The following is an 18,800-nucleotide window of genomic DNA, read 5'->3' as shown; positions in this document are numbered from 1 at the left end:
GAAATCGTAGGGTGGCAAAGCGACTTGTTGCCCACCCTACGCACCGACGTCGTGGTTGCTTACCACCCCTCCAGCACGATCTTGCCGCGCGACTTGCCGCTCTCGAGCAGCGCATGCGCGCGCTTGAGGTTGGCCGCGTTGATCGTGCCAAAGGTCTGGTCGAGCGTGGTGCGCAAGACGCCCTTGTCGATGAGGTCGGCGACGTCGTTGAGCAGATGATGCTGCGCGATCATGTCAGGCGTCTGGAATGAGGAGCGCGTGAACATCGATTCCCAGTGCACCGAGATCGCCTTGCCTTTGAATGCGCTCACGGTGAACTCCGCGGGATCGTCGATCAGGCCAAACTTGCCCTGCGGCGCCATGAATTCGGCGATCGATTTGTAGTGCTGCTCGGTGAAGGTGAGGCTCGCCACTAGAGCGACCGGCGGCAGCTTCAGCTTCTCGATCTGCTCCTTCATCGGCTTGCCGTGGTCGATCACCGCATGTGCGCCAAGATCGAGGCACCATTTCTGCGACTCCGGCCGTGTTGCGGTCGCAACCACGGTGAGGCCGGTGAGGCGGGCGAGCTGGACAAGGATCGAGCCGACACCGCCGGCGCCGCCGGTGATCAGCAGCGTGCGCGGATCGACGCTCTTGCCGGGCACGGCGCCGAGGCGGTCGAACAGCAATTCCCAGGCGGTGATGGAGGTGAGGGGAAGGGCGGCGGCCTGCGCGAACGAGAGCGACTTCGGCTTGTTGCCGACAATGCGCTCGTCGACCAGATGGAATTCGGAGTTGGTGCCCTGGCGCTGGATCGAGCCCGCGTAAAACACCTCGTCGCCCGGCTTGAACAGCGTGACGTCGGGCCCGACGGCATCGACCACGCCCGCCGCGTCGAAGCCCAAAATCTTGGTCTCGCCCTCGGGCGGGGCGGCGCGTTTGCGCACCTTGTAGTCGACCGGATTAGCCGAGATCGCCTTCACCGTGACGCGGATGTCGCGCCCCTTCGGTTCCGGTTTGGTGGTCTCGAAATCGATCAGCGCGTCCTGATCCTCGATCGGAAGCGATTTCTTGTAGCCGACGGCCTTCATGGCTTGTCTCCATCAGATGGCGTATTCGCCTGCCGCTCTAACTGTCGCCCTGGCTCCCATTTGGCAAGTACTGTAAATTCGGGGATATAGTCCCTGTATGGATACTATTGGGAAAGCACGCATGAAACGACGAGATTTTACCCGTCGTCCCGGCTGCTCGGTCGAGGCGACGCTGGATCTGATCGACGGCAAGTGGAAGGGCGTGATCCTCTATCACCTCCAGAACGGTACCCAGCGCTTTGGCGAACTGCGTCGCAGGATGCCCGGCATCACCCAGCGCATGCTGACAAAACAGCTTCGCGCGCTGGAGGAGGACAAGCTTGTCATCCGCAAGGTCTATGCCGAAGTGCCGCCGCGGGTGGAATACACGCTGTCTGAGCTCGGCGAAAGCTTGCGCCCAGTGATCGACACTCTGAAAGCGTGGGGTGAGGGCCATCAGGAGCGGCTGTCCTGCGCGCCGGCGGCTAAGGTCGAGCCCGTCGTCAAGAAGCCGAAGCGCGCTGCTTAACTTCCGGGAGCGGCCACGCCGCCCCCGGAATTGATCGCGTCAGAAGGCGAACTGCGTGCGCATTGCCACGGCGTCGAAGTTCGAGCCCGTATTCGCGAATGCAGTCGGCGGCAGCGTCTGTTTGGAGACGGTGCCATGCAGGTAATCGAGCATGAAGCGGATGTTACCGTTGACGTACCAGTTGAGCGCAAGCGTGTAGACGTTCTGGCGCCCACCCGCGACGCCGTTGGCGCTCGCAAGCTGATCATTGAGGTCGATCGTCGAGAAGCGTCCCGCGATTTCCCACGCGCCCCAGCCGCCGCCGTCGAGCGAGAACGGATGCGCCGGCTTGACGCCGTTATAAGCGGCGTTGGCAGCGTTGTAGGTGTGAGTCTCGCCCGTCAGCACGTAGCCGGCCTGCGCGTAACCGCCCTGGAATTTCAGGCTCGGCGCGCCGACCAGTGGCACACCGGTATTGGCGGTGCGGTCGACATTGTACCAGAAATACTCGCCCTGGAGGATCAGCGGTCCGTAGGTCGCGGCCGCCTCTACGCTGTAGACCTGAGCGCCCGAGACATTGGCAATCGCACCGGTCGACACCAGCGTCGTCGGGTCGAGACGCAATTCCGGACGGTCGCTGAGCGTGACTGTCTGCGTGTTGGCAATGAGATTGCGCGGCGGCTGGATCAGCCATTGCGCGTCGGCGCCGATATGCACCGAGTAGTCCTTGCCGCTGATCGGGTTGCCGGCAATACGCGCCACCGCGCCATATTGCTCGCTCGTTCCCGCCGGTGCCGCGCTCGAGGCGGAATGAATCGCGCCGGTCGACGGTCCCGTGACATAGCCGCCGATCCAGAGCTGGTCGTTGAACCAGCGCGCGCCCGCCGCGGAGCGGAAGTCGCCTGCAGCGATGTTGGTCGCGACCACGCCGGGCGAGGCGCGCTCCATGAACATGATGTCGTTGGAGCTCGTGGCTTCGTCCAACGTGTACGGCAGGTCCATGATGCCGGCCTCGATGGCCATCCGGCCGCCGAACGGCTTCAGGCCGGTGTAGCTGAGATAGGCATTCTCCAGGCCGGAGACGCCGCCGCCCGGCAGCGAGCCGGGCGCTGCGCCGCCAAAACCGTCGGACGAGCCGCCGAAGTCGTAGACCAGCGCGAAATTCCAGTCGTTGAAGAATTTGCCGGCGAGGCCAATGCGTGCGCGACGGACATTCTCGCCGCTGTCGAGCTTCTGCGGGACGGTTGACGCCGTGTTGGGACGATAGTCGTAGCCGCCGACATCCCAGTGGACGCGGCCGGTGATGGCAACGCAGTTCGCCCCGTCGGATGTGCAGATGGTCGGCCGGTTGTTCGGCATCGTCACGATCACGCCGGCTGTCGGCGGCGCGCCCTTGACCGGAAACGCCGCATTGGCATTGGCCACGACGGCCTTCGCCTCGGAGCGTGCTTCGGCTTTCGCTTCAGCCTTCGCCTCCGCTCTGGCTTTCGCGGCGGCCGCCGTGTTCGCGGCAGTCTGGTTCTGGAGCTTGTCGAGCTTCTGCTCCAGCATCTTCAGCTGCTGCTTCAGGAGCGCGATCTCCTGATCGCTGTTGCTTGCCGATTGGGCCTGGGCCTGCGAGCCCGCCAGCGCACCGGCGAGACCAATCGCCGCGGCTGTTATTCTTGTCCTGCTCACGTCATGCCTCCATCGTTTGACGATCTTCCCCAAGTCGTAACGGGAGAGCCTAAGAACGATCGATGACTGCCCCGCGACGCTACGCTCCGGTTGCGTGGTTCCCACTGGTGCAAATTCGTCGCAACCGAATCCACCGCGGCATAGAATGCTGGATGATGCGCGTCATGCCAATCTGTCGCGCCAGACGGTTTGCGATTTTGCACGAAGGCTTGCAGGCCGGACACACCGGGACAGGGCCGAATATTGCCGCCCGGCGCCCTTCTATTGGGGGGCGAACGCGCCTATATTCCGGCGTCTTTTCCAAGAGGTAGGAATGTTTCGAGCGAACCGGACCGCCGTCGTGACGGCATTGTGCATAGCCTTTTCGGCCCACTTCTATCCGGCTGCGGCGCAGGACCGTCGTGTCCCGTCGTCGCCGGCCGAGTTGCGGCTGTCCTATGCGCCGATCGTGCAGCGGGTGCAGCCGGCGGTCGTCAACGTCTATGCTGCCAAGGTGGTGCAGAACCGCAATCCGCTGCTGGACGACCCGATCTTCCGCCGCTTCTTCGGCGTGCCGGGCCAGCAGCAGGAGCAGGTGCAGCGGTCGCTGGGTTCGGGCGTGATCGTCGATTCCTCCGGACTCGTCGTCACCAACGTCCACGTCATCGAGGGCGCCGACCAGGTGAGGGTGTCGCTGTCGGACAAGCGCGAGTTCGAGGCGGAGATCGTGCTGAAGGACTCCCGCAGCGATCTCGCGGTGCTGCGTCTGAAGGATAGCAAGGAAAAGTTTCCAGCGCTCGAATTCACCAACTCGGATGAGCTGATGGTCGGCGACGTCGTCATGGCGATCGGCAACCCCTTCGGCGTCGGCCAGACCGTGACCCACGGCATCATCTCGGCGCTCGCGCGCACGCAGGTCGGTATCACCGACTACCAGTTCTTCATCCAGACCGACGCCGCGATCAATCCTGGCAATTCCGGCGGCGCGCTGGTCGACATGAACGGCCGGCTTGCCGGCATCAACACCGCGATCTACTCGCGCTCCGGCGGCTCGCAAGGCATCGGCTTTGCGATCCCCGCCAATATGGTGCGCGTCGTCGTCGCCTCCGCCAAGAGCGGCGGCACGGCGGTGAAGCGGCCATGGCTCGGTGCGAAGCTGCAGGCGGTGACGCCGGAGATTGCCGAGAGCCTCGGCTTACGCTCGCCGACCGGCGCGCTGGTCGCAAGCGTCGTTCCCAACGGTCCTGCAGCCAAGGCGGGGTTGAAATCCTCCGACCTTATCACCGGGATCGACGGCCAGGCCGTGGACGATCCCAACGCGTTTGACTACCGCTTTGCCACCCGTCCGCTCGGCGGCACGGCGCAGATCGACGTGCAGCGCGGCGGCAAGCCGCTCAAGCTGGCGATCGCGCTCGAGACTGCGCCGGATATCGGCCGCAACGAACTCGTTCTCACCGCGCGCTCGCCGTTCCAGGGCGCCAAGGTCTCGACCATCACGCCGGCGCTTGCCGATGAGCTGCATCTCGACGCCGACACCGAAGGTGTCGTGATCACCGATCTCGGCGGCGACAGCGCGGCGGCGAGTGTCGGCTTCCAGAAGGGCGACATCATCCTGGCCGTCAACAACCAGAAGATCGGCAAGACCGGCGATCTCGAGAAGGCGGCGGCCGTAAGCCAGCGGCTCTGGCGCATCACGCTGGTGCGCGGCGGTCAGCAGATCAACGTCACGCTGGGCGGATGAGTCCGAAGCGACCACAGGAGACGCCAACTCTCTTTGCCGCGGCGGGGCTCGATCACGACGCCCCGCATCCGCTGCCGGACCGGCTGCGGCCGCGTGCGCTGTCGGAGGTCGTCGGCCAGGATCACATCCTCGGCCCCGACGGCGCGCTGACGCGCATGCTCGAGACGCGCACGCTCGGTTCGCTGGTGTTTTGGGGGCCGCCCGGCACCGGCAAGACCACGGTGGCGCGGCTGTTGGCGGATGCGACCGATCTGCATTTCGAGCAGATCTCGGCTGTGTTCTCCGGCGTCGCGGACTTGAAGAAAGCATTCGACGCCGCGCGTGCCCGTCGCGAGATGGGCAAGGGTACGCTCTTGTTCGTCGACGAGGTGCATCGCTTCAACCGCGCACAGCAGGATTCGTTTCTGCCGGTGATGGAGGACGGCACAGTCGTCATGGTCGGCGCTACCACCGAAAACCCGTCATTCGAGCTCAATGCGGCGCTTCTGTCCCGCGCGCGCGTGCTGGTGTTCCGCTCGCTCGATGCCGCCGCGGTCGAAAAACTGTTCGCGCATGCCGAGGAGGTCGAGGGTCGCAAGCTGCCGCTCGATGAAGAGGCGCGCGCCGTGCTGGTGCGCATGGCCGATGGTGACGGCCGCGCGGCGCTGACGCTCGCCGAAGAGGTCTGGCGCTCGGCGCGGGCGGACGAGATTTTCAATGCCGTGCAGTTGCAGGACATCCTGCAACGCCGCGCGCCGATCTACGACAAGTCGGCCGACGGCCATTACAATCTGATCTCGGCGCTGCATAAATCGGTGCGCGGCTCCGATCCCGATGCCGCACTCTACTATCTCGCGCGGATGTTAGACGCCGGCGAGGATCCGCTGTTCCTGGCGCGTCGCGTGGTGCGCATGGCGGTCGAGGACATCGGCCTTGCCGATCCGCAGGCGCTCGTCATCGCCAATGCCGCCAAGGACGCCTTCGATTTCCTCGGCCATCCCGAGGGCGAGCTCGCGATCGCGCAGGCCGTGGTCTATCTCGCCACCGCGCCGAAATCGAACGCGGTCTATACCGCTTTCGGCACGGCGATGCAGGTCGCCAAACAGGCCGGCTCGCTGCTGCCGCCCAAGCACATCCTGAACTCGCCGACCAAGCTGATGAAGTCGGAGGGCTACGGCGCAGCTTACGAATACGACCACGACGCCCCCGACGCCTTCTCCGGCCAGGACTACTTCCCGGAAGCCTTGGGCCGCCAGATCTTCTACGACCCGCCCGAGCGCGGTTTCGAGCGGGAGATCCGCAAGCGGCTGGATTATTGGGCCAAGCTGCGCAAGGAGCGGGGCGGCTCGCGCTAGAATCGGCCATTTCGCCGTGACGGGAGCCGGCTTTTAGGGTACGCAGGCAACCATGAGCCGCCGTATCAAGAGAACCAATCAAGAGCCCCGCTCGCGCGACGAGCGCAAGGAATCGCGTCCGTTCAAGGCGCGTAGCGCGAACAAGGCTGGGCCGCGTCCAGGCAGGAAGCTTGGCGCCAAGCCGCCGCGCTTTGCGGGCGAGCGCGCCGAGCGGCGTCCGCCCAAAACGGAGCTGGAGCAGGCCGCGCCGGTAAAGCCGGTCGAGGTGCTGCTGCCGACCAAGGTTCAGACCGTCAAGGTGACGGCCGATGAGAACAACATGCGCGTCGATCGCTTTCTCGAAGCGCGCTTTCCCGGCCTGTCGTTCTCCCACATCCAGCGCGTCGTCCGCAAAGGCGAGCTGCGCGTCGACGGCAAGCGCGTCGACAGCAAGGACCGGCTTGAGGAGGGACAGAGCGTCCGCATTCCGCCGCTGAAGCTCGATACGCCGAAGGCGGTGGGCGAGTTGTCGGAGGCTGCGCAAAAGACCCTTGCCGCGCTGAAGGAGATGACGATCTACGAGGATGACGACGTCCTCGTGCTGAACAAGCCCGCTGGCCTCGCCGTGCAGGGCGGCTCGGGCATGACGCGGCACATCGACCAGATGCTGGAGGTGATGCGCGATTCGAAGGGCCAGAAGCCGCGGCTCGTGCACCGTATCGATAGGGAAACGTCGGGCTGTCTTTTGATCGCCAAGACGCGTTTTGCCGCCTCGCATCTGACCGGCGCGTTCCGCTCGCGCTCGGCACGGAAGACCTATTGGGCGCTGGTGCCGGGCCTGCCGAAGCCGAAGCAGGGCCGCATCTCGACTTTCCTTGCGAAGGAGGAGAGCGAGGACGACACCATCATGCGCATCGCCCAGCATGGCGACGAGGGCGCGAGCCACGCGGTGACGTACTACGCGGTGGTCGAGACCGCCGGCAACAAGCTGACCTGGGTGTCGCTGAAGCCGGTGACGGGGCGCACCCACCAGCTCCGCGCCCACATGGAGCATATCGGCCATCCCATCGTCGGCGATCCCAAATATTTCAACATCGAGAACTGGCAGCTGCCGGGTGGCCTGCAAAACCGGCTGCACCTGCTTGCGCGCCGGATCGTCATCCCGCACCCGCGCGGCGGCGTCATCGATGCCACCGCGCCGCTGCCGCCGCACATGCAGCAGTCGTGGAATCTGCTTGGGCTGGACGCGAGCCGGTTCGATCCGATCGAGAACGCACCGGAGGAGTAGGGAGCGCTGCTAGCCACAGTCATCGCCCGCGAAGAAGGCGGGCGATCCAGTATTCCAGAGGCCGGCCTTAGCGAGCTCGCTCTCATCACATCCGCCGCGGAGTACTGGATGCCCCGCCTGCGCGGCGCATGACAGCGGTGATTGTGGTTGCGACCGAAAGCCAGCCTCTCAATTCCGAAACTGCTCCAAAAACGTCCGCCACAATGCCCGCAAGTTCCCTCATGCCCGCTCGCTTTATCGGCCGCCGATCTTACCTTAAAAGCCGATCTTACTTCAAAAGCCTGCATTCAGCGGCGGAGACCGAAAACTCACATGCGCGAATTGTTCGAAGAAGCAGCCGGCCAACCCCCGCCGGATCCGCGGGAATCGGCGCGTGCGTCCGCGCGGACGCCGCGGCGCAAGCGCTTCTACAAGGATGTGGGCATCGCCGAGGTCGAGGGCGGGTTCGCTATCACGCTCGACGGCAAGCCGATCCGGACGCCGTCTGCCCGCCAGGTGGTGATCCCCGCGCGGGGGCTGGCCGATGCCGTGGCCGCGGAATGGGCCGCGCAGGGCGAGGCGATCGATCCCGTGACCATGCCGCTGACGCGGATCGCCAACAGCGTGGTCGAGGGCGTGGTCGATCGCGTCGAGCTTGTCATCGATGACCTCGCAAAATATTTCGAGACCGATCTGCTGTTCTATCGCGCCGGCCACCCCGAGGGGCTGGTCGCCCGCGAGGCCGCGCATTGGGACCCCGTGCTGTTCTGGGCGGCGGAGGCGCTGGGGGCGCATTTCATCCTGTCCGAGGGGATCGTGCACGTGAGGCAGCCGGACGAGGCGCTCCGGGCCGCCCGCGCCGCGCTGCCGGGGGATGCCTGGTCGGTCGCCGCCCTCCACATCGTGACGACCCTGACCGGCTCGGCGCTGCTGGCGCTGGCGCTGGCCCATGGCGTGCGTGACGCCGGCCAGGTCTGGGCCGCCGCCCATGTCGACGAGGACTGGAACACCGACCAGTGGGGCGCGGACGAGGAGGCGGCCGCCCGCCGGGCTACCCGCCTCAGGGATTTCAACGCCGCCGTGGCGGTGCTGGCGGCCGTGAACCCGCCGGCGGCCAAAGGTCCTTAACGAGAGGTTTACGAGGGGACCTTAGGGTGGGAGCAGCACTCCCTGGACCCCTGAGATGCCGACGCCGATAAGCTCGATCGTTCCCGTCAGTGCCGCCAGCGCCGTGGCTGATGCGGCGACGCCCGATCTTGTGCTGCAGGCCGGCAGCGTCGTCGATGCCAGGGTCATCAGCGTGCTCGCCGACAATCTGGTGCGGATCGCGATCGCCAATCTGTCGATGGACGTGATGTCCGAGGTGTCGCTGACCCCAGGGCAAAATCTTCAGCTCGCGGTGTCGCAGAACGACGGCACGATTCGTCTCGCTGTGGTCAACGGAGCAGGCGAGGCAAGCGCCGATCAGGTCACGCTGACGCCGACGGCCGCCACGCTGGTCGACAGCCCGTCGCTTGCGCCATCCGCGACCGCGGCTCGCAATCCCCTGACGCCGACCGAGCAGGTCGCCGTCACCGCAGCATCGGCCGAGGCCGTGACCAAGCAGGGCAGCCAGGCACCGCTGTTCGCCAATCTCGCCTCGGTCGTGACCGGTAGCGATCTGCCTGATGGCCTGAAGCAGGCCATGCTGGACGTACTGGCGCAACAGACGCCGCTCAACACCGTGCTCGGTGGCGACGATATCGAATCCGCCTTCCAGAAGTCCGGCCTGTTTCTCGAGGCCTCGCTTGCCGCAGGCACGATGCCGCCGTCAGGCGCGGTGCCCGACCTGAAGGCAGCGCTGCTGGTGCTGCGCCAGACGCTGGCCGCAACATCAGGCACGCTCGAGACCAGCGCGCCACCGACACAGGCCGTTGCTGTTGCGACGAACGCCGTCACTACTCCGCAGGCCGAAAGCTCGCCGCCTCAAGCTGCAGGCGAGGCCGTGCAAGCGCCGCTGCCTGACGCAGAGATAGCCCAATCGCTGCAAATGCAGCGCAACGCCAATGTTGCGGCCGCCGTGCTTGCCGACATGATCGACACACCGCAGGCAGCGTTGCCGCGGACGATCTCCGCAGGCCTTGCCGCGAGCCTGCTGCAAGAGGTCACGCAAAACCTGCCGCGTCTGATCGGGAATGTGCCGGGCGCCATCAAGGTCGTACCTGACGGCCACGTCTTCGAAGCGGCCGCGCGTATGACCACGCCACCGCCGTTCCGCGGCGCGTTGCCGTCGCCGCAAGCGGTCGCCTCGCCATCGCTCGCGCCGAATGCGCCGCTCGCCGCGACCGTGCGTCGCCTGCTCGACGACACCGATGCCGCGATCGCGCGGCAGACGCTGCTGCAGGTCGCCTCGCTGCCCGACCGCGTCGATGCCAGCGGCCATCGCATCGATCCGGCCGTGCCGCAATGGAATTTCGAGATTCCGTTTGCGACGGCGCAGGGCACCGCGATGGCGCAGTTCGAGATCTCGCGTGATGGCGGCAACGAGCAGGCCGATTCCGCCAAGCGCGCCTGGCGCGCACGCTTCACGCTCAATGTCGAGCCGAGCGGACCCGTGCACGCGCTGATCACGCTCAACGGTGACAAGACTTTCGTGCGGATGTGGGCCGAGCGGCCGGCGACGGCGCAGCAACTCCGCGCCGGGATCGGCGAGCTCAATCAGGCGCTGACCAAAGCCGAGCTCAAGCCCGGCGATATCGTCGTGCGCGACGGCACGCCGCCGCAAGCACCGCCGGCGCGTGCCGGGCATTTCCTGGATCGCGCCACATGAGCGAGGAGTCCAAGCTTGCAATCGCGCTGCACTACGAGAAGGGCAGCGGCGCGCCTGTTGTCGTCGCCAAGGGCAAGGGCACGATCGGCGCCAAGATCGTCGAGATCGCAAAAGCCCACGACATCCCGATCGAGGAGAACGAGATCCTGGCCGGCGCGCTCTCCAAGATCGAGCTCGGCGAGGAGATTCCGCCTGATCTTTATAAGGCCGTGGCTGAGGTTCTCGTATTCGTGCTGCGGCTGTCGGGGCGGGTGCGCTAGCGCATGAAGCTGGCGCGCATCTCTCCGCGCGTCATTGCGAGCGCAGCGAAGCAATCCAGAGTCCCTCCGCGGAAAGATTCTGGATTGCTTCGCTGCGCTCGCAATGACGGAGCATGTGGCCTCTATCCCAGCTTGAACAGAAGTGGGGTGCGCAAAGGCGCGTAGCGCTGTGCCCACCATGCCGCTGACGCAAGCGTGCCTTGCCGATATCGGCGCGATCTAGCTTAGCGGCGGCAGCGCTGGGCTAACGCCGTTCCAGCGCCAACGAAACGTTCGTGACGTTGGTGCCCTGCGGACGGATCGATACGGTTTGCCGTCCGCCGCGCGTTGTCAGGGACAGATTGGCGGAGAAGTTATCGCCCCGTGCGGCCGCGTCGACATGATCGCCGCTCGCACGGCCCGAGATCGTGCCGGATGCGTTGCGGGTGGCTTCGCGCCACGACCCGGAAACGGCGCCGCCCTGATACTCGACGTCACCGGCGAGATCGAAATTGTAGCTCTCGCTCGCGCATCTCAGATTGAGGCCAAGCTGGGCGCTGCCGTTGGCGACATTGTAGGTTGCGCGGCAGCGCAGCCGCTCCTGCCCGCCGTCCGTCGTGCTCAATACTCCACTGCCAGACCATGAGCCGGCCATGGCGGCGAAGGGGGATGCGGCGCTGGCCGTACCAAAGGGGAGGCACAACGTCACCACAACTAACCCTGCTCGTGCGATAGTTGACCCAGACATCGCAGGATCTCCTGTCTCGATTGATGATCGTTTCAACGCGCGGAACCCGAAGCGGTTTCTCGGAGTTCCACGGAAGTCCGGCTGGATGGCGAGACGATTTGACCGCGCGGTCGATGCCCGGCTTCCCCCTGCGTACGTCGGAAGACCGGCGTCCGGCTACCCCAGCTTGAACAGCGCCTGGAGGAAATCGACCACCGCCTTGCGGGCCTCGGCAGCGGTCGCGGGGTTGCCGCCGACATGCGGGTTGAGCTCGACGCAAGTGTCCTTGTAGCTGAAGGGCGCATTCGTATCGCCGTTCATCAGCACGCCGCTGTCGCCTTCCCTGATGTGGCAGTTGCGCACGGTCTGCGCGTTGGCCGACACCGTAACCGCGTTGACGCCGAGCAGGCCGCTGTCAAAGCCGTGCGCGCTGTCGGGGTATTCCGTGAGCACGACATCGTGCCCGGCGGCCTTGAGCCGCTCGACGAAGGCCTTGCAGCTCTTCACGGGATTATAATCGTCCGGTGTGCCGTGGAAGATGCGGATCGGGCGCGCCGCGACCTCGGTGTCGGTCTGATAGGTCGTCGAGCAATCCGGATAGAACGGAATGTAGGCCGCGAACTGCACGCCGGACTTGTTCCAGAGCTTGTTGAAGCGGTCGAGGCTCGCATACAGAGCCGCCTGTCCTCCGCGTGAAAAACCCATCAGCACGATGCGGTCAGGATCGACGCGGGGATGCTTCGCCAAAATCTCCAGCGAGTGGTAGATGTCGATGATCAGATTGAGCCGGCCGAGCAGGGCCTGGTTCGGCCCCGTCACCGTCAACCCGCGGCCGGTAAAACCGTCGATCACGAAGGTCGAGATGCCCATGGCGTTGAATTGGTGCACCCAGGCTTCGGTGGTGGCGCCGACGCCGCTCGAGCCGTGCATCAGCACCACGACCGGCATCTTGCCTGACCCTTGCGCGACGCGAAATTCGCCCGCAACCGTCACCGGCTTGCCGGCCGCGGCATCGCCGCTGAGGAATTGCTGGTCGGAGAGGGTGAGGGACGGGATCGGGAATATCTCGGTTCGGGCCGGAGCTTCCTTGGGAAGCGATTGAGCGCTGGCGAGCGCGGTGGAAGCGCAGAGCGCAATGATCGCCGCAGCGACGCGGAATGCCGTCGGCATCGGATACTCCCCTATGATCCTTTGGGAAGTAGATCAACGGGAGTGCGCGCTGTCAATTTGCGCGCGGGCGCCTCAGGCCTTGTCGGCCGTCTTCTCTGCGGTCAGCGCCTGGTCGATGGCGAAGCCGCCGATCTCGCTCATTGCGTGCGAGATCACGTCGCCCTTCCGCGCAAAACCGCTGGAGAGATAGTCGAACTGGGTGCGCGCCAGCCGCAGCACCTCGATCGGCACGGAAACGACGGTCTCGTTGAAGCTGTCGACGGAGGCGCGCAGCGTGTCGAGCTCGGTCGAGAGCTTGCCAATATGGCTTTCCGCATTTTGCATCAGGCCGATCAGCTTGCCGCGCTCGGCGTCGAACGCGGCCCGCTCGGCGGCTGCGGCCGAGGTCACCTCGGCAAGCTGCGCCCGCAGTGCGGCGATCTGGCTGACCATGGCGTCGGAGGCGAGCTCGGCGGCCTCGCGCAGCTCGGCATGGCGCGTGTTCTCCTCCTGCTGTCGGTGATAGAGCCGCTCGGCCGTCATCGCCCGCTGCGCCAGCGACTCGATCAGGCTTGCCGCGCGCAGCAGCATCTCGCCGTTCCGCCCCGACACCATGCTGGCCATCCGCCGCAGGAAACCGGTGGTCTCGGACGCGCTGTTCGGAAGCAGGGGAACGACCGTGGCGGACATGAGGTGATGCTTGCAGCCGGACATGATGACCGCCGCCGTACCGACTGAGCTCACGCAACATTCGGCGCCTGATCGTAACGAGAGCAAGCCTGAATCGGCAGGCCCGGTCAACCGGCCAGCGGCGACAAAATGGCCGCCATCCCGCCGCTAAAGCGCGCAAGCCTCAGGCGTCTTTCTGCCGGCCGATCCGCCCGAGATGAGTGAAGCCGAAGCCGGCCGAATATTTCAGGCCATAGCCCAGCGCCCGGTCGATGCCGATATGGGCGAGCCAGATCAAGGCGATGGACAAGGTGAGGGGCGAGGCGAAGCCGAAGCCCAGCGTCATCAGCGTCACCGGCGCCATGTAGCTGTGGGCGGCGTTGTAGACCAGCGCGCCAAATCTGGCGTCGGACAGATAGGCCAGGAAGCTCAGATCTGGCACGAAAAACAGCAGGGCAAAGACCAGCCAGGAGCCGCCCCAGACCGCGTAAAGCATCACCATCCCTACGAACAGGGTCAGCCCCTCCACGCGGAGCAGGATGTTGACGCCGCCTGTCGCAGCCCCGGTCTCGGCAGCTTGCTCGTCCATGGTCGCCTCCCAGGCAAAACTTTGTAATTCCTTGCGCTTTCACGCTGCGGCAAGGCAGCCCTGCGGCGCCGAAAGCCGCTTTCCGGCTTACAAAATGCCGTGTTAGAACCCCCGGCAATCGCATTTAGGCTAAGAACTGGCGGGAGCAAATGAAGAATATCCTGGACGCCCTTGAAGACCGTCGTGCCGGCGCAAAGCTCGGCGGCGGCGAGAAGCGCATCGAGGCGCAGCATGCCCGCGGCAAGCTGACCGCGCGCGAGCGCATCGAGCTCTTGCTCGACAAGGGATCGTTCGAGGAATTCGACATGTTCGTCGAGCATCGCTCCATCGAGTTCGGCATGGAGAAGAACAAGATCCCCGGCGACGGTGTCGTCACCGGCTGGGGCACCGTCAACGGCCGCAAGACTTTTGTGTTCGCGAAAGACTTCACCGTATTCGGCGGCTCGCTGTCCGAAACCCATGCGCTGAAGATCACGAAACTCCAGGACATGGCGATGAAGGCGCGGGCGCCCATCATCGGTCTCTATGACGCGGGTGGCGCGCGCATCCAGGAAGGCGTCGCCGCGCTTGCCGGCTATTCCTACGTGTTCCGCCGCAACGTGCTCGCCTCGGGCGTGATCCCGCAGATCTCCGTCATCATGGGCCCCTGCGCTGGCGGCGACGTCTATTCGCCGGCGATGACCGACTTCATCTTCATGGTGAAGAACACCAGCTACATGTTCGTCACCGGCCCCGACGTGGTGAAGACCGTGACCAACGAGGTCGTCACCGCCGAAGAGCTCGGCGGCGCCTCGGTGCACGCCACGCGCTCCTCGATCGCGGACGGCGCGTTCGAGAACGATGTCGAGACGCTGCTGCAGATGCGTCGCCTGATCGACTTCCTGCCGTCGAACAACACCGACGGCGTGCCGGAATGGCCGAGCTTTGACGACACCGCCCGTATCGACATGTCGCTCGATACGCTGATCCCGGACAATCCGAACAAGCCCTATGACATGAAGGAATTGATCCTGAAGGTCGTGGACGAGGGCGACTTCTTCGAGATCGCGGAGAGCTTCGCCAAGAACATCGTCACCGGCTTCGGCCGCATCGCGGGCCGCACCGTCGGCTTCGTCGCCAACCAGCCGATGGTGCTGGCCGGTGTGCTCGACAGCGATGCCTCAAGGAAGGCCGCGCGCTTCGTGCGCTTTTGTGACGCCTTCAACATCCCGATCGTCACCTTCGTCGACGTGCCGGGCTTCCTGCCGGGTACGAGCCAGGAATATGGCGGCCTGATCAAGCACGGCGCAAAGTTGCTGTTCGCCTATTCGCAATGCACCGTACCGCTCGTCACCATCATCACCCGCAAGGCCTATGGCGGCGCCTTCGACGTCATGGCCTCCAAGGAGATCGGCGCCGACATGAACTACGCCTGGCCGACCGCCCAGATCGCGGTGATGGGCGCCAAGGGCGCGGTCGAGATCATCTTCCGCTCAGACATCGGCGACCCCGACAAGATCGCCGCGCGCACCAAGGAATACGAAGACCGCTTCCTGTCCCCCTTCATCGCCGCCGAGCGCGGCTACATCGACGACGTCATCATGCCGCACTCGACCCGGAAGCGGATCGCGCGGGCGCTGGCGATGCTCAGGGATAAGAAGGTGGAGACGCCGGCGAAGAAGCACGACAATTTGCCGTTGTGAGGGGAGCGTAGGGCGAGTTAGCGAAGTGTAACCCGCCAACTTATCTGAATGAGGCGGATTACGGCTGCGCCTAATCCGCCCTACCATTGGCATGCTCGATCCAATGACCGAAGACGATCCGACCGACGAAATCTCCGACATCGAAGCGCGGATCGAGGCACTCGCCGAGATCGCCGAGCGCTGCCGGAAATACATCCTGGCGTCCAGGATCGCCATCGCCAGCGGTGCGGCTCTGCTGTTGATCACGATCCTAGGGGTGTTTGGATTTGGTCAAACCGCGGCGCTCGGCTCGATCGCCTTGATCCTCGGCGGCATCGTCTCGCTCGGCTCGAACGTCAGCACGTTGCGGCAGACGGATGACGCACTCCACGCCGCGGAAGCGCTTCGTGCGCAATTGATCGCCAGGATCGACCTTCACGTGGTCGAAGACGCGCCGCTCAAGCTGATGTGAGGCGCCGCTGCGCGCCAGCCGCGATCGTTTCACCTCGGACGGCCAATCGCCGGTTCGTGATGAAATGGGCTAACCGGGCACTATATTTCGTCTGCCGCAGCGAAATGCGCCATCTGATCCGCATGGGCCTTCGCGAAAGCGGGGCGGCCCGTTGCTCGCGCCACGTACGCGCGGCAGGCGGGGCTGTCCGCGAGCCCGTCGAAGCGATCGACGAGGCGCAGCACGTCCGACATCAGGATGTCGGCGACGGAGAAGGACCCCGCCAGCCACTCGCGGCCCGCAAGCACCGGCTCGAGGTGCTTGAGCCGGTGGGCCCTCAGGAAGTCGTCGAAGAACTTCACGGCAGGCGAACCATCGTCGTTGCCGGTGAACTTGAAAAGCGACCAGGGCAGGCTTGCCATCTCCACGGAGTTGAGCGCTGCAAACAGCCATTCCGTCGCCTCGTTGCGACCGCGAGGATCGGTGGGCATCAGCTTGGCGCTGCGCTCGCCGAGATGCAGCAGGATCGCGCCGCTCTCGAAGATCGAGATGTCGCCATCGGTCAGCCACGGCACCTGGCCGAACGGCTGGTGCGCGAAGTGCTCGGCGTTTCTGGCGCGGAACGGCACGCTCGCGACGCGATAGGGCAGATCGGCCTCTTCAAGGGCCCAGCGCACGCGGAGATCGCGCACGAAACCGCGCGGGGCTTCGGGAACCCAGTCGAAGGTGGTCAGGGTGAGGTCGGGCATGCCGTGTCTCCGTGGTGTTTTGGCATAGGACGGATGGAGCGGGCGCGTTCCGACAGCGTGAGACCGTTTTTCTCCGCAGGCAAAGACCGGTAGGGTGGGCAAAGGCGCAACTGCGCCGTGCCCACCATCTGTTGGCCGGTGTCAGAAGAGGTGGGTACGCTCCGCTTTGCCCGCTCTACGGGGCACTGGGTTTTGCTTACTGCCCGAGCTTCGCCAGCTTGCCTTGCTTCGCCGCCTCGACCGCGCGCTCCGCGTCCTCGGGCAGCAGGATCCGCTCCGCCACCTGCCTTGCCGCCTCACGCTTTACCGCCGCCACATAGGCGCCGTCATCGGCATAGCGCTCCGCGATCGACAGCCTGGGATCGTGCACTTCCTTGCGCGCCGCTTCGGTCGGTGCGAACGGCACCACTGCGCCTTGCAATGGATAGAGTGCGGTCGGGCCGAATCCTGTCGCGCGCGGATTCCAGGCGGTGTAGGTCGCACGCGGTACGGCGAGCGCGAGCTGGCGAATGCCCGCGATCGCCATGCCGTCATCGTCTGCCTTGGGCACGAACACGGGATAGCGGCCGATCTCCTTCGGCGGCAGCACGCTCTGGTCGGAGAAGGCGGCCAGCGTATGGATGCCGGCATAGGGCAGGCCGGGGATGTCCGTCGGCACCGCGCCTTGCGCCGGCACCAGCGTGCCGTGGGCGCGCATGGGGACGCGGCTTGCGGGCGGTTTTGTGCCGTCATTGATCCATGCGTTGAGGTCGGTGAGCAGCGCGCGCATCGGCATGCCCGCATGCATCGGGTTTTGCGGCAGCGACATCCCAGGCAGGCCTTTGCGCATGATATCGGCGGCTTCGGCGAAATGCGGTGTGCCAGATATCATGTAGGCGCGGACATTGTCGGGGAGGTCGAGGTGATTGCCGGCGAGATCGGTGACCAGCAGCGAGGCGTGCGAGGCCCACCATTCGTGCTCGCTGTCGGTCTGCATCACCTTCGGGCAGGTCGCCGAGAGCGAGCAGCGGCGCAAGAGGCCGTCGGTCTTGCCGGAATAAGGATCGCTCAGTGTTGCGTAGGTGAAGGGGAAGAGGTCGGCCTGCCACGCCGGGTCTTGCATGTGGCGCGGGTTGCGGCCGGGCAGGCCGAAGCGGACATTGGTCGCCATGCGCCGCGTGCCGGCGACATGCGGCATCAGTCCATCAAACACCATGCGCCCCTGGAGATCCTCGTTGAAGCCGAGATAAAGGAAGTCGCGCAGGAAGCGGCCGGATTGCGAGACGCCAAAACCGATGGCGCGGCTGACCGACGGATGCAGGCCATCGAGCAGCGGATTGGCCGGCGTCTCGTCGTGGCCGAGGAAGCTGACGACGTCGCGCACGGCGGCATAGCCCATGCCGAGCGGTACCGGATCGCGCGCCGTGTAGGTGATCTCGTAGAGCGCGCCGGCGTCAAAGCCGTCGGGCCGGGAAATCTCCAGCGTCGAGGGATCAACAAGCTTGGCGGAGAGGCCGGGCGGCGTCTGCCGCGGATCGGCCCAGGCGGCGCGCACGGTGACCTTGAGGTTGGCTGCATCCGCAGCGGGCCAGGTCAGCGTCGCGCGCACCGGGCTGGTCGTGTTGTCGAACACGACTTCTTCGCGCGCGGGGCCGGTGACGCCCTTGAGCACCGGGGCGGCCATCGCGAGTTGTCCCGGCTTGGAGAGGATGTCGCCCTGCCAGCCGACCCAGAGCATCGTGTAGCCTTGCCGGTGCAGGAAGCCGATGCCGGCATCCTCGGCCTTGTCCGCATTATTGGCGCCGGGCTGGGCGGAATCGTCGAACAATTGCGGCGCGAGCTTTCTGCCACGATTGGGCACGTCCAGCAGCAGCGTGCCGTTGCCGTGGGTCGGATCGGTCGGACGCAGGATCACGACGTCGGCGGTGGCCTCGACCTTGCCGTCGGCGTTGCGCGGAGCGAGTGCGAGATCGGTGATGACGGCATTGCGGTCGTCGGCCGGGTTCAGCGCGAAGGTCGCGCGCGCGGTGATGCGCTCATAGGTGCCGACGCTGCCAAAGCTGCGCCCCGAGAAGGCGGGCACGCGTTCCGTGATGTCGAAGCGGACGATCTCGGCGCGCGCAGCGAGGGGGAAGACGCTGGCGATCGCGATGATGCCCGTGATGATCCTGCGCATGGCCGGTCCTTCCCCGATGTCGCGCGCTCCTCATGTTCCGTCGCGCGGGCTTTTTGTTGCCGGCACTA

Annotated in this window: 17 protein-coding genes; 9 read left to right on the top strand and 8 right to left on the bottom strand. The window is 65.4% G+C overall.

All coding sequences use genetic code 11. The annotated features are described in order from the left end of the window. Positions 1-59 precede the first annotated feature (59 nt). The gene (locus tag ABID59_RS13795) at positions 60-1,070 is read right to left on the bottom strand and encodes a zinc-binding alcohol dehydrogenase family protein (RefSeq protein WP_354083745.1); all 1,011 of its coding nucleotides are present in this window, start codon (positions 1,068-1,070) and stop codon (positions 60-62) included. 121 nt (positions 1,071-1,191) lie between these two features. Here ABID59_RS13795 and ABID59_RS13790 point away from each other — a divergent pair, with 121 nt between their 5' ends. After that, complete coding sequence (locus tag ABID59_RS13790) at positions 1,192-1,578, top strand: winged helix-turn-helix transcriptional regulator (protein ID WP_354036638.1); 387 nt, start codon at positions 1,192-1,194, stop codon at positions 1,576-1,578. 39 nt (positions 1,579-1,617) lie between these two features. Here the strand turns inward: ABID59_RS13790 and ABID59_RS13785 are convergent, their stop codons facing one another. Continuing rightward, entirely contained in the window at positions 1,618-3,234 is a 1,617-nt protein-coding gene (locus tag ABID59_RS13785; RefSeq protein ID WP_148750355.1) for an OprO/OprP family phosphate-selective porin, read from the bottom strand. 313 nt (positions 3,235-3,547) lie between these two features. Here ABID59_RS13785 and ABID59_RS13780 point away from each other — a divergent pair, with 313 nt between their 5' ends. From ABID59_RS13780 to ABID59_RS13755, 6 genes are all read left to right on the top strand, one after another. Further along, positions 3,548-4,954 carry a DegQ family serine endoprotease gene (locus ABID59_RS13780; protein ID WP_354036634.1) on the top strand — a complete coding sequence of 469 codons (1,407 nt, stop codon included), beginning with the start codon at positions 3,548-3,550 and terminating at the stop codon, positions 4,952-4,954. Next, positions 4,951-6,288 (top strand): replication-associated recombination protein A, encoded by a 1,338-nt coding sequence (locus ABID59_RS13775; RefSeq protein ID WP_354083744.1) that lies wholly within the window; start codon positions 4,951-4,953, stop codon positions 6,286-6,288. Before ABID59_RS13780 ends, ABID59_RS13775 begins: the two co-directional genes overlap by 4 nt. Positions 6,289-6,340: 52 nt before the next feature. After that, positions 6,341-7,555 (top strand): RluA family pseudouridine synthase, encoded by a 1,215-nt coding sequence (locus ABID59_RS13770; protein WP_354083743.1) that lies wholly within the window; start codon positions 6,341-6,343, stop codon positions 7,553-7,555. A 312-nt stretch (positions 7,556-7,867) separates the two neighbouring features. After that, entirely contained in the window at positions 7,868-8,662 is a 795-nt protein-coding gene (locus tag ABID59_RS13765) for an ATP12 family chaperone protein (protein ID WP_354083742.1), read from the top strand. Positions 8,663-8,717: 55 nt separating this feature from the next. Further along, positions 8,718-10,343 carry a flagellar hook-length control protein FliK gene (fliK, locus tag ABID59_RS13760; protein WP_354083741.1) on the top strand — a complete coding sequence of 542 codons (1,626 nt, stop codon included), beginning with the start codon at positions 8,718-8,720 and terminating at the stop codon, positions 10,341-10,343. Then, positions 10,340-10,603 (top strand): EscU/YscU/HrcU family type III secretion system export apparatus switch protein, encoded by a 264-nt coding sequence (locus ABID59_RS13755; protein WP_148750359.1) that lies wholly within the window; start codon positions 10,340-10,342, stop codon positions 10,601-10,603. Before fliK ends, ABID59_RS13755 begins: the two co-directional genes overlap by 4 nt. 244 nt (positions 10,604-10,847) lie before the next feature. Here the strand turns inward: ABID59_RS13755 and ABID59_RS13750 are convergent, their stop codons facing one another. The 4 genes from ABID59_RS13750 to ABID59_RS13735 all read right to left on the bottom strand — a co-directional run bounded on the left by ABID59_RS13750 (position 10,848) and on the right by ABID59_RS13735 (position 13,716). Beyond that, a complete protein-coding gene (locus ABID59_RS13750) occupies positions 10,848-11,207 on the bottom strand; it encodes a hypothetical protein (RefSeq protein ID WP_354083740.1) in 360 nt (119 codons plus the stop codon). A 279-nt stretch (positions 11,208-11,486) separates the two neighbouring features. Continuing rightward, entirely contained in the window at positions 11,487-12,479 is a 993-nt protein-coding gene (locus ABID59_RS13745) for a dienelactone hydrolase family protein (protein WP_354083739.1), read from the bottom strand. Positions 12,480-12,551: 72 nt separating this feature from the next. Beyond that, the gene (locus ABID59_RS13740) at positions 12,552-13,148 is read right to left on the bottom strand and encodes a hypothetical protein (RefSeq protein ID WP_354084053.1); all 597 of its coding nucleotides are present in this window, start codon (positions 13,146-13,148) and stop codon (positions 12,552-12,554) included. Between the two features lie 163 nt (positions 13,149-13,311). Further along, entirely contained in the window at positions 13,312-13,716 is a 405-nt protein-coding gene (locus tag ABID59_RS13735; protein ID WP_148750363.1) for a DUF4260 domain-containing protein, read from the bottom strand. A gap of 149 nt (positions 13,717-13,865) precedes the next feature. Between ABID59_RS13735 and ABID59_RS13730 the strand changes: the two genes are divergently transcribed. Both ABID59_RS13730 and ABID59_RS13725 read left to right on the top strand, forming a co-directional pair. Further along, positions 13,866-15,398: an acyl-CoA carboxylase subunit beta gene (locus ABID59_RS13730; protein WP_354083738.1), complete on the top strand. Its 1,533-nt coding sequence runs from the start codon at positions 13,866-13,868 to the stop codon at positions 15,396-15,398. A 103-nt stretch (positions 15,399-15,501) separates the two neighbouring features. Continuing rightward, entirely contained in the window at positions 15,502-15,849 is a 348-nt protein-coding gene (locus ABID59_RS13725) for a hypothetical protein (RefSeq protein ID WP_354036622.1), read from the top strand. Positions 15,850-15,929: 80 nt separating this feature from the next. Here the strand turns inward: ABID59_RS13725 and ABID59_RS13720 are convergent, their stop codons facing one another. After that, complete coding sequence (locus ABID59_RS13720) at positions 15,930-16,577, bottom strand: glutathione S-transferase family protein (protein ID WP_354083736.1); 648 nt, start codon at positions 16,575-16,577, stop codon at positions 15,930-15,932. Positions 16,578-16,773: 196 nt separating this feature from the next. Next, complete coding sequence (locus ABID59_RS13715; RefSeq protein ID WP_354083735.1) at positions 16,774-18,732, bottom strand: alpha/beta hydrolase domain-containing protein; 1,959 nt, start codon at positions 18,730-18,732, stop codon at positions 16,774-16,776. Positions 18,733-18,800 lie beyond the last annotated feature (68 nt).

This window comes from Bradyrhizobium sp. S3.3.6 (genome assembly GCF_040546905.1).
GTDB lineage: Bacteria > Pseudomonadota > Alphaproteobacteria > Rhizobiales > Xanthobacteraceae > Bradyrhizobium > Bradyrhizobium cytisi.
The sequence above is the reverse complement of the archived record's forward strand: the minus strand, read 5'-3'. Positions and strand labels throughout refer to the sequence as shown.

Excerpts from the sequence above, each read along its gene's own strand:
- ABID59_RS13795 (WP_354083745.1), bottom strand. The coding sequence starts at position 1,070 with ATGAAGGCCGTCGGCTACAAGAAATCGCTTCCGATCGAGGATCAGGAC.
- ABID59_RS13790 (WP_354036638.1), top strand. The coding sequence starts at position 1,192 with ATGAAACGACGAGATTTTACCCGTCGTCCCGGCTGCTCGGTCGAGGCG.
- ABID59_RS13780 (WP_354036634.1), top strand. The coding sequence starts at position 3,548 with ATGTTTCGAGCGAACCGGACCGCCGTCGTGACGGCATTGTGCATAGCC.
- ABID59_RS13775 (WP_354083744.1), top strand. The coding sequence starts at position 4,951 with ATGAGTCCGAAGCGACCACAGGAGACGCCAACTCTCTTTGCCGCGGCG.
- ABID59_RS13770 (WP_354083743.1), top strand. The coding sequence starts at position 6,341 with ATGAGCCGCCGTATCAAGAGAACCAATCAAGAGCCCCGCTCGCGCGAC.
- ABID59_RS13765 (WP_354083742.1), top strand. The coding sequence starts at position 7,868 with ATGCGCGAATTGTTCGAAGAAGCAGCCGGCCAACCCCCGCCGGATCCG.
- fliK (WP_354083741.1), top strand. The coding sequence starts at position 8,718 with ATGCCGACGCCGATAAGCTCGATCGTTCCCGTCAGTGCCGCCAGCGCC.
- ABID59_RS13755 (WP_148750359.1), top strand. The coding sequence starts at position 10,340 with ATGAGCGAGGAGTCCAAGCTTGCAATCGCGCTGCACTACGAGAAGGGC.
- ABID59_RS13745 (WP_354083739.1), bottom strand. The coding sequence starts at position 12,479 with ATGCCGACGGCATTCCGCGTCGCTGCGGCGATCATTGCGCTCTGCGCT.
- ABID59_RS13740 (WP_354084053.1), bottom strand. The coding sequence starts at position 13,148 with ATGTCCGCCACGGTCGTTCCCCTGCTTCCGAACAGCGCGTCCGAGACC.
- ABID59_RS13735 (WP_148750363.1), bottom strand. The coding sequence starts at position 13,716 with ATGGACGAGCAAGCTGCCGAGACCGGGGCTGCGACAGGCGGCGTCAAC.
- ABID59_RS13730 (WP_354083738.1), top strand. The coding sequence starts at position 13,866 with ATGAAGAATATCCTGGACGCCCTTGAAGACCGTCGTGCCGGCGCAAAG.
- ABID59_RS13725 (WP_354036622.1), top strand. The coding sequence starts at position 15,502 with ATGACCGAAGACGATCCGACCGACGAAATCTCCGACATCGAAGCGCGG.
- ABID59_RS13720 (WP_354083736.1), bottom strand. The coding sequence starts at position 16,577 with ATGCCCGACCTCACCCTGACCACCTTCGACTGGGTTCCCGAAGCCCCG.
- ABID59_RS13715 (WP_354083735.1), bottom strand. The coding sequence starts at position 18,732 with ATGCGCAGGATCATCACGGGCATCATCGCGATCGCCAGCGTCTTCCCC.